This window comes from Streptomyces sp. NPDC002573 (genome assembly GCF_042889625.1).
Classification (GTDB): domain Bacteria; phylum Actinomycetota; class Actinomycetes; order Streptomycetales; family Streptomycetaceae; genus Streptomyces; species Streptomyces gibsoniae.
In genome coordinates this window covers 7,569-15,309 of sequence record NZ_JBIARC010000109.1, presented here as the reverse complement: position 1 = coordinate 15,309, position 7,741 = coordinate 7,569, and the positions used below count along the sequence as shown (strand labels likewise).

Annotated in this window: 7 protein-coding genes; 4 read left to right on the top strand and 3 right to left on the bottom strand. The window is 67.5% G+C overall.

What is annotated here, in order from left to right:
- Positions 1-187: 187 nt before the first annotated feature.
- The gene (locus ACFYX0_RS43045) at positions 188-628 is read right to left on the bottom strand and encodes an SUKH-4 family immunity protein (protein WP_388980129.1); all 441 of its coding nucleotides are present in this window, start codon (positions 626-628) and stop codon (positions 188-190) included.
- 174 nt (positions 629-802) lie between these two features.
- Here ACFYX0_RS43045 and ACFYX0_RS43040 point away from each other — a divergent pair, with 174 nt between their 5' ends.
- A complete protein-coding gene (locus ACFYX0_RS43040; protein WP_388980126.1) occupies positions 803-1,681 on the top strand; it encodes a hypothetical protein in 879 nt (292 codons plus the stop codon).
- Positions 1,678-3,426 (top strand): polymorphic toxin-type HINT domain-containing protein, encoded by a 1,749-nt coding sequence (locus ACFYX0_RS43035; RefSeq protein ID WP_388980123.1) that lies wholly within the window; start codon positions 1,678-1,680, stop codon positions 3,424-3,426. Before ACFYX0_RS43040 ends, ACFYX0_RS43035 begins: the two co-directional genes overlap by 4 nt.
- Before the next feature lie 63 nt (positions 3,427-3,489).
- On the opposite strand, the gene ACFYX0_RS43030 is transcribed toward ACFYX0_RS43035, so the two are convergent.
- Complete coding sequence (locus ACFYX0_RS43030; RefSeq protein ID WP_388980132.1) at positions 3,490-3,756, bottom strand: LysR family transcriptional regulator; 267 nt, start codon at positions 3,754-3,756, stop codon at positions 3,490-3,492.
- Between the two features lie 406 nt (positions 3,757-4,162).
- A complete protein-coding gene (locus tag ACFYX0_RS43025; RefSeq protein WP_388980121.1) occupies positions 4,163-6,250 on the bottom strand; it encodes a SpoIIE family protein phosphatase in 2,088 nt (695 codons plus the stop codon).
- 230 nt (positions 6,251-6,480) lie between these two features.
- On the opposite strand from ACFYX0_RS43025, the gene ACFYX0_RS43020 reads away from it, so the two are divergent.
- Both ACFYX0_RS43020 and ACFYX0_RS43015 read left to right on the top strand, forming a co-directional pair.
- Positions 6,481-6,633, top strand: a complete 153-nt coding sequence (locus tag ACFYX0_RS43020; RefSeq protein WP_388980119.1) for a hypothetical protein — start codon at positions 6,481-6,483, stop codon at positions 6,631-6,633.
- A 904-nt stretch (positions 6,634-7,537) separates the two neighbouring features.
- The coding region (locus tag ACFYX0_RS43015; protein ID WP_388980117.1) for a hypothetical protein at positions 7,538-7,741 on the top strand (204 nt) is incomplete at its 3' end.

The window sequence follows — 7,741 nt, the reverse complement described above, 5'->3', positions numbered from 1 at the left end:
GTTCTCTCATGCCCGCGACCGCACCCGCACCTCTGTCCAGATGATCACCCGCGCCGCACACCTCGAACAAGATCCGGTTTGCCACAACGCACTTATCCGAGACAGGACAGCTGTCAGCGGGCATCCGTCCCGATGATCTGCGTGGTCACACACTCATGCCGTAGCCAAGCTCCTCAGCCCCGATGTGTCAGAAGGAGTTCTCGTCGGCAACGGCCTTGGCGTCAAGCATCCCGAATCGTTCCAGCAACGCTTCAGTGAGCGCGTCGGCGGCCTGCTCGGCCAGGTCCACGGTCTCGTCTTCGCTCACACCGTCACCGGGCCCCTCGTATGCAGCGACCTCAGCAGCGGCTTCCTCATAAGCACGGTTGAAGGCAACGAACGCCTCAACGCTGGAGTTCACCAGTGGAGGAACACCGCCCTCCGGCAGACACCACAGCGAGCCGTCATCACGCCGTAGGACGAGCGCGCTCAGCCCTGGGTCGACCGCGACCAGGGCATACCGCGCACCGTCGACCGTGTGTTCCACAAAAGGGGAGTCCTGCCACACCCCGGGGTACGGGTACCGAGCACCTCCGGCCAAGAGCGAGGCGACTTCAGCGTCGTTCATGCCGAAAACATAGCCCACCACGCCGACGCTTCTCCAAGCCGGTGAACCTATGCGGTCACAGCACTAGCCGACGAGGCCGAGCAGCACGCCAAGGACGCCCGCACCCAGGCTGACGCGGCCAACACGGAGGCTGGCAAGGCACTCGCCGCTTCGGCGAAGGCCGCCGGTTTCGCGCACGTCACCGCGCAGGCCGCCGTGGACGCCGGCAAGGCCGCCGAGCAGGTCGCCGACCCCGCCAACGACGCCGTCCAGCTCGGCTCTCCTTACGTCGACACCGACTCCGCCGCCGGCCTCGTCGTACTGACCGGGCAGGCGTCCAAGTCCATCGTCGACCAGCAGCAGGCCGTCGTCGACGCCCACGCCAAGAACGCGGCTGCCGAGGCCGACGCCGCCAAGAACATCGCCGACCAGGCCAAGGGGGATGCCAAGGAGGCCTATCAGCACGCGGCGAACGCCACCCAGTACGCGGCGGACGCCCGCACCTACTCCAAGGAGGCCCTCGGCTACGCGGCCGACGCGGCCAAGGCCGCCGCAGCCGCCTCCGCGTCCCTGGCCCGTACCATCGACTACGACAAGCAGGCAGCCGCCGACGCCGCGGCCGCCGACACGGCCGCCGGCAACGCCGAGGGCTACGCCAAGGACGCCCGCGACTCGGCCGACGCCGCCGAACTCGACGCCGCAGCGGCCCGCTCCGCTGCCGCCCAGGCCGCACTGGACGCCAAGCACGCCCGCGCCGCCGCCGCGACCGAGGCCGAACAGGCGGCCAGGGACGCCGACAAGTACGCCAAGGAGGCCCAGGACGCGGCCGACCAGGCCGAACGGAACACGGCCAACCAGCAGGTCCAGAGGGGTGCGGCGACCCGTGTCGGCGGAGTGTTCTCCGTCATCGACGACATCAAGCAGGGCGGGGATCCCGAGCAACTGCCCAGCGGGTGTCACAACTTCAACTGCAACACCATGGTGTACATCGCGCACTTCGACGCGGTGGTCAGTTACTACCTGTGCCTCAACCCGGATGTGCCCGCAACTGAGTCCGGCTGTCCGCCGGGGATACGGTCTTCCTCAAGACGGTGACCGTCAAGGGCCTGAGCAAGGAGGTCAAGGTCTCCGCTCTGGACGTGACCTTGGATCTCTGGAAGGGCATCTTCAACTCGATCAAGGGCGACTTCACCGGCTGTTATCACAAGATCACCGGTGACGGCGACGGCACCCTCGGCGACTGCGCCTGGGCCGCCACCTGGCTTCCGCTCGGGAAGGTCGCCGGTGCGATCCGAAGCATGGACGCCGCTCTGCGGTCCGGGGAAGGGGTGGCCGACGCTCTGAAGGCCCTGAAGACGCTGGACGTCGACGCGGAGACGCTGGCGGACATCGAGCGGCAGGTCGACGTGTACGAGGAGGCGCGGACGGCCTGCAAGGTCAACAGCTTCCCCGGCACCACGGAGGTGGTCCTCGCCGACGGCAGCCGCAAGGCGCTGCGTGACGTACGGACCGGAGACCTGCTGCTGGCCACCGACCCGGCCACGGGACGCGCTCAGGGCGAGCCGGTCACGCGGACGTTCCACCACACCACCGTCGACCTGGTCGATGTCGTCCTCACCGACGGCGGACGCCTCACCAGCACACCCGGACACCGCTTCTACGTCACCGGCCGCGTCTGGACCCTGGCATCCGACCTACGGCACGGCGACACCCTGCGCGGCCCCGACGGAACCCTGCGCACCGTGGCGGCCCTGCACGACCGGCACCAGGCCACGCCCCGGACGGTGTACGACCTGACCGTGTCCGGCCTGCACACCTTCTACGCGGTGGCGGGCAGCAACACCCCGGTCCTGGTCCACAACTGCGGCAACCTGGCGTTGGACGAGAGCCAGTTCCCCGACGCGCACACCCTCGAGGAGCCCGTGAAGCCGAACGAGGAGGAAGGCAAGGCCCTGTCCGCCGCCAAGACACGCAAGTACGGCAGACCCGCGTCGAACAGCGTGTGGGTGGACGAGGCGACGGCGCAGAAGGTCCTCGACTTCGCTCTGGACAAGAATGCCAGCAGGATCAGCAGGTGGATGCTGACACAGGGCGGCTCGAGCGAGCTGACGTTCAGGGGTACCTTCGGGCCCGACGGTTCCTCCCTGGGCAAGGTCTACTGGGAGGACCGGGCCGCAAGCATGCAGCGACGGCCGCCTACAAGGCCCTGTTCGACCACACCACCGCCTGCAGCCACTGCAAGGCTCACCCCTCCGGCTGCCCTGTCGGCGACGTCCTGCGGCGCCTGGCGTGGGGGGCCCACCTGTGATCTGCGCACGCTGCGACGAACCGATCAAGCCGGGCGAGAGCTACAACAAGCAGGCGGTCGAGACGGGCTCCGGCGCTGCACCAGACGTCTACCTCCACAACTGGTGCCAGCGGGTTGCCGCGGCCCAGCCCCGGAGGCATCCGGCCCGCTGAAAACCCCCGGCGCGTCTGCCACGGACCAGGCGCACCGGGAAGGGCGGCCGCCACGGCGAGCAGTACCGCGGCTGCCCTGCACGATCACCCGCCCGGCCGCGACATCGGCGTGGCGCTGCGCCGCCCGATGCGGGAGGCCTGACGATGACGTGAGGGGCGCCCCCCCACGGCCCCAGTCGGCCCTCCCCCGGTCGGCTGGGGCCACTGCACGTCGGGCTTCGACAGGTCGGCCGTCGGCGACATCCCGGATGTGCCGCGCATGTGCAGCACCGCACCGAAGCACCAGGTCACAGGCAGCGAACTGCATGCCCTATGTGATTAGAGGGTGGAGTGCCAGCACCTGGGGGCGCCGTTCTCCGTTACACCTGGGTGACAGGTGATCTCACTTTCAACTACCGTTACGGCTATGTGTGAGACGGCGTGTGCGGTGTGTGCCGAGCCGTTCAACGCCCCGGCCGGGCCGCCTCCTGCAGCCGCCACGGCATGGCGTTGATCTGTTCCAGCACGCCCTGGGCGAGCGGCAGCAGCGCCTCGCCCGCCGACGTGAGCGTGACGCTGTGTGAATCGCGCTCGAACAGCCGGTGGCCGAGCTCCTTCTCGAGGTCCCTGATTCGCTGGCTCAACGGCGAAGTGGCCATGTGCAGTCGCCGGGCCGCCGCAGAAAAAATCAGCTCCTCGGCAACCGCGACGAAATACCGCAAATGAAACATCTCCACCTCGTCACGTTAACCCGATCCATCGGCCGCGGTTGCCTCCTGAAGCCGGGCAAGGCACTGACCTGAGCGAAAGCTGTGGTGCACTGCTGCGTGCCCTTTGAATGGGCGACCCTCTGCTTTTCAGACGAGTTGGTCGTCCGGAGTGGATCGGTCTCCGTCCCGGAAACGACCAGCGTCGACAGTCCGTCACACACCGCTGTGTACCGTGACGTCCGTGGTTGCCGTCAGAATGCCGTCAACCCTGGTGGCCTGGTGGCCTCTTGAATCGGGAGGTGTGGGGGCCGAGGTGGTCGATGAGCCGGTCAGGACTGCAGCGCCCCGGCGGCCGGCGGAGTGTGACGGCGGTGCGGGCCTGGCCGACGGTCAAGTGCACGGAGACATCACGCGAAGGTGTGCCGTGTCAGGCATCAGCGCCATGGGCATCCGGCATCGGCAATTCGAACCACACGGTTTTCCCTCGTCCGCTTGGTGAATTGCCCCATGCGGAAGCCAGCGCGGAAACGATGACCAGTCCCCGTCCGCCCTCGGCCTGGTCCTCTTCGCGGGGAACCGTCACGGTCTGCGCGAGATGCGGATCGCTGTCGCGGACCTCTACGCGTATGCGTTCGGGATACTTGTGCACGTAGACATACACGTCGCTGTCACCGTGGACCAGGCCGTTGGTGACGACCTCCGACACCAGTAGTTCCTCGTCATCGGCCATGGCGGACAGGTCCCACCCGGCCAGCCACTCCCGCAGGAGTCTGCGCGTCTGCTGGGCTCCGTGCAGATCGCGCCGGTGGATTCTCAACTGTCGGACGTTGTGCTGAGCTTCAGCCGAGGGTCCTTCGTAGACGACCAGGAGCAACGCGGCATCGTCGGCGCACCGCAGGGGCGACTCGCTGAAGCCCCTGATGAGTCGGTCGCCGACGGCCTCAAGGTTCCCGGGGTCGTCAAAGGCCGCGCTCACCACCTTGGGGTCCACATCGCCTCCGACGTCGGCGAGACCGTTCGTGTAGAAGGCGAGCAACGTGCCCGGCTCGAGTTGCAGGTCCGCCACTTCGTAGGTCGCCTCCGGGGCGATGCCCAAAGGCATGCCTGCGTCGAGACGGACGGGTGGCATCCGGCCGTCAGCCGTGCGCATCAGAGGCGGTGGATGCCCGGCAGTGGCGATCTGCGCCCTGCCGGTGTCCGGATCAAGCCAGGCGCAGCAGCAGGTGGCGAAGAGGTCGGTTTCCAGGCCGATCATGAGCTGGTTTGCCCGGACGAGCACGACTCCGGGGTCGTGTCCTTCGGTCGCGTAGGCGCGCACGCCGCTGCGTAGCTCGCCCATCACAACAGCGGCAGCCGTGTTGTGACCCTGGACGTCCCCGATCACCATCATGACCCGGCCCTCGGGGAGCTTGATGAGGTCATACCAGTCTCCCCCGAGTTCTATCCCGCTGGTCGCCGATGCGTACCTGCTGGTGCTCACCACTCCGGCCGGCTGCGGCAGCACGGGTGGCAGCAGGGCGTGCTGCAGGTCATTGGCCAGCGCGTGCTGAACATCCTCCATCTTGGTCCGTTCGACCGCTTGACCGACTGCCGTGGCCAGCGTGGTCAGCGTTCCCTGTTCGGCGACCATGTCCCTGCGCTCGACGCCGAACGCCATCGACAGGGCACCCACCGCCCTGCGCCCGGCCATCAGCGGCAGGACCATCCAGAAGCATTCCTGGTCCCACAGCGGCTCGGGCAACCGGCCGGCTGTCTGTGTATCCCCAGGGTCGTACAGGACCAGCCGCCGTCGGTCCACCGCGTCCGTCTCCGGCCTGCGCTGCGCGAGCAGTGAGCCATTCAGGGTGCGTATGAATTCCCTTGCACAGCCCGAGCTGCAAGCTACGCGGAGCCGATCTCCATCGACCAGGCTGACGACGGCAGCCCGGGCCTGGAATCCGTCCAACACGCGCTCCATGGACATCTCCACGACGTCCCGGGTGTCAACCGTCGTCGCCAGGAGCGTGGCGAGTTTGTGCAGATGGTAGACGAGCGGAGCGGCTGACAAGGTCATGCTTTCGGCGAGCGCCCCCTCACCTTCTACGGTGACCACGTGCGGTACCAGGGGTGGAACCATCGATGTCCCATGATCGGCCAACCGGTCCAGGTCGCGGGTCAGCGACGAGGCTGCGACGGCCAGTCGCTCCCGCTTCGGCTCAGCGATCTCGCCACCTACGGGCAGCCAGAAAGCCGAGAGCGTCCCGAAGCGGCGGGTCGGCGAGAAGAGCGGCGCGGCCGCGGCCTGCAGTGGGAAATGCGCGAAGGCTGTCAGGTCCGGGTGGCTTGCCATGATGTCCGCAGAGTCCGCGGTCTCCACACGGCCCGACTGCCACGCCCGTGACGACGGCCAGCTGCTGTCATCCAGGGGTATACGTTCGGGCGCTCCCACTCCCGTGGCGGTCACCGTGACGACAGCAGCCTGCAGCTCCGGGGTGTCCGGCACTTTGAGGTAGACCGTCGCGGCCGCCGCGCCCAATTCGCCAACAACACTCGCGGTCGCTGAAACCAGCAGCTGTTCTCTATCCCGCGTTGCGAGGGGTAGACGTGTCGACCCCGGCGGGACGGGCCCATAGCGTTCCATCTCTTTCGCCGCCCAACTGCCGTTGGCGCTGCTGCTGGCCTCATTTTACTGCCGCTGTCCTGACCTGCTCTGATTCTTGTCCGATCGCCGGCGCTTGCTGTTCTCAGTCGACTCGAGCACGGAGCGTGAGGAATCGCCTCGCACACCTGGAGATCCTCGACGCGCTCGGGGTGCGGCAGGCCGTGCTTGCGATGACCCGCAGGGACCTCGCGGACCCCGAGTCCGTGCGTGCCGACGCCGTCGAGCGCAGGGACATCGTCGCCGAGCAGGAACGCTGACCACGCTGGCCACGGCAGTCGGCCAAGCGGTCGAACGAACCAAGATGCAGGATGCTCAGCACGCGCCGGCCGATGACCTGCAGCCGTCGCCGAGACCGTAGTCAGGTCTCAGCATCCCGGGCATTTCGGCCCGAGAGGTCCGTCTCGTCACCACAGCGTGAGGGCTTCGGCTTGAGTACGGTCTCTCGCTTCCTTCCGCCGCTGGTGCGGCAGCGTTGCGCCACCTGCCCGCCCCGCCGTGGCCTTTCGGCTGCGGCGGGTGGTGCGGGGCTTATGGTGGGCGCCACGAGGCTTCGACACCTGTGTGGTGCCCCGGTCTCCGGCCACTTTGACGGTGGTCTGGGCGAGTTCGGCTTCGGCCGTGCTGAGCGTGCCCAGCCGCCGGGACGTCTCGGACTCGGTGGCGGGCGGCGCAGCACTCGCGCCGGACTGCCTGCAGATCCTTCCTCAGCCCACGACTGTGTGCCGCCCGGGGCGGGTGCGCAACTCAGCGCCGCCCGGCAGGCCATCGCCACCGGCCGGGAGACAGATGAGAGCGCCGAACTGTTGTACCGGGACTGGATCCGGATCGAGGCGGCAGCCGGCAACCGCTCCGGACTGCACACCCCCATCACCCGCCTCCAGCAGGTCAACACTGCGCTGGACTCCTCACCGCAGCGGAGACCGACAGCTCATCAACGAGTTGCTCAACGCCGCAGGTTCGGCCCTACGCAATGCTCTGTAGCCGAAGCAAGCCACCCTGAATACCGAAGACCGTCAGAACACCCTTTCTCCACAAGGAGTCGAAAGAGGTAAATTTTCCACCAAAGGCGATTTCTGAAGTTATTTTCTGAATGTTCCGATCACCCGTCTTGGTGAGAGTCAGCATCCTTCCCCAAGCGCCAGTGCCGGAGGGAGGTGAACCATGAGCGACATCGAGCAGGAGCCTCCCGCACCCGAGGAGGGCGGGACCGCTGCTGAGGAAGCAGAGGAGTCCCCGGCCGAAGCATCAGAGGCAGAAGCTCCGGAAGCCCCCGCACCCGAGGAGGGCGGGACCGCTGCTGAGGAAGCAGAGGAGTCCCCGGCCGAAGCATCAGAGGCAGAAGCTCCGGAAGCCCCCGCACCCGAG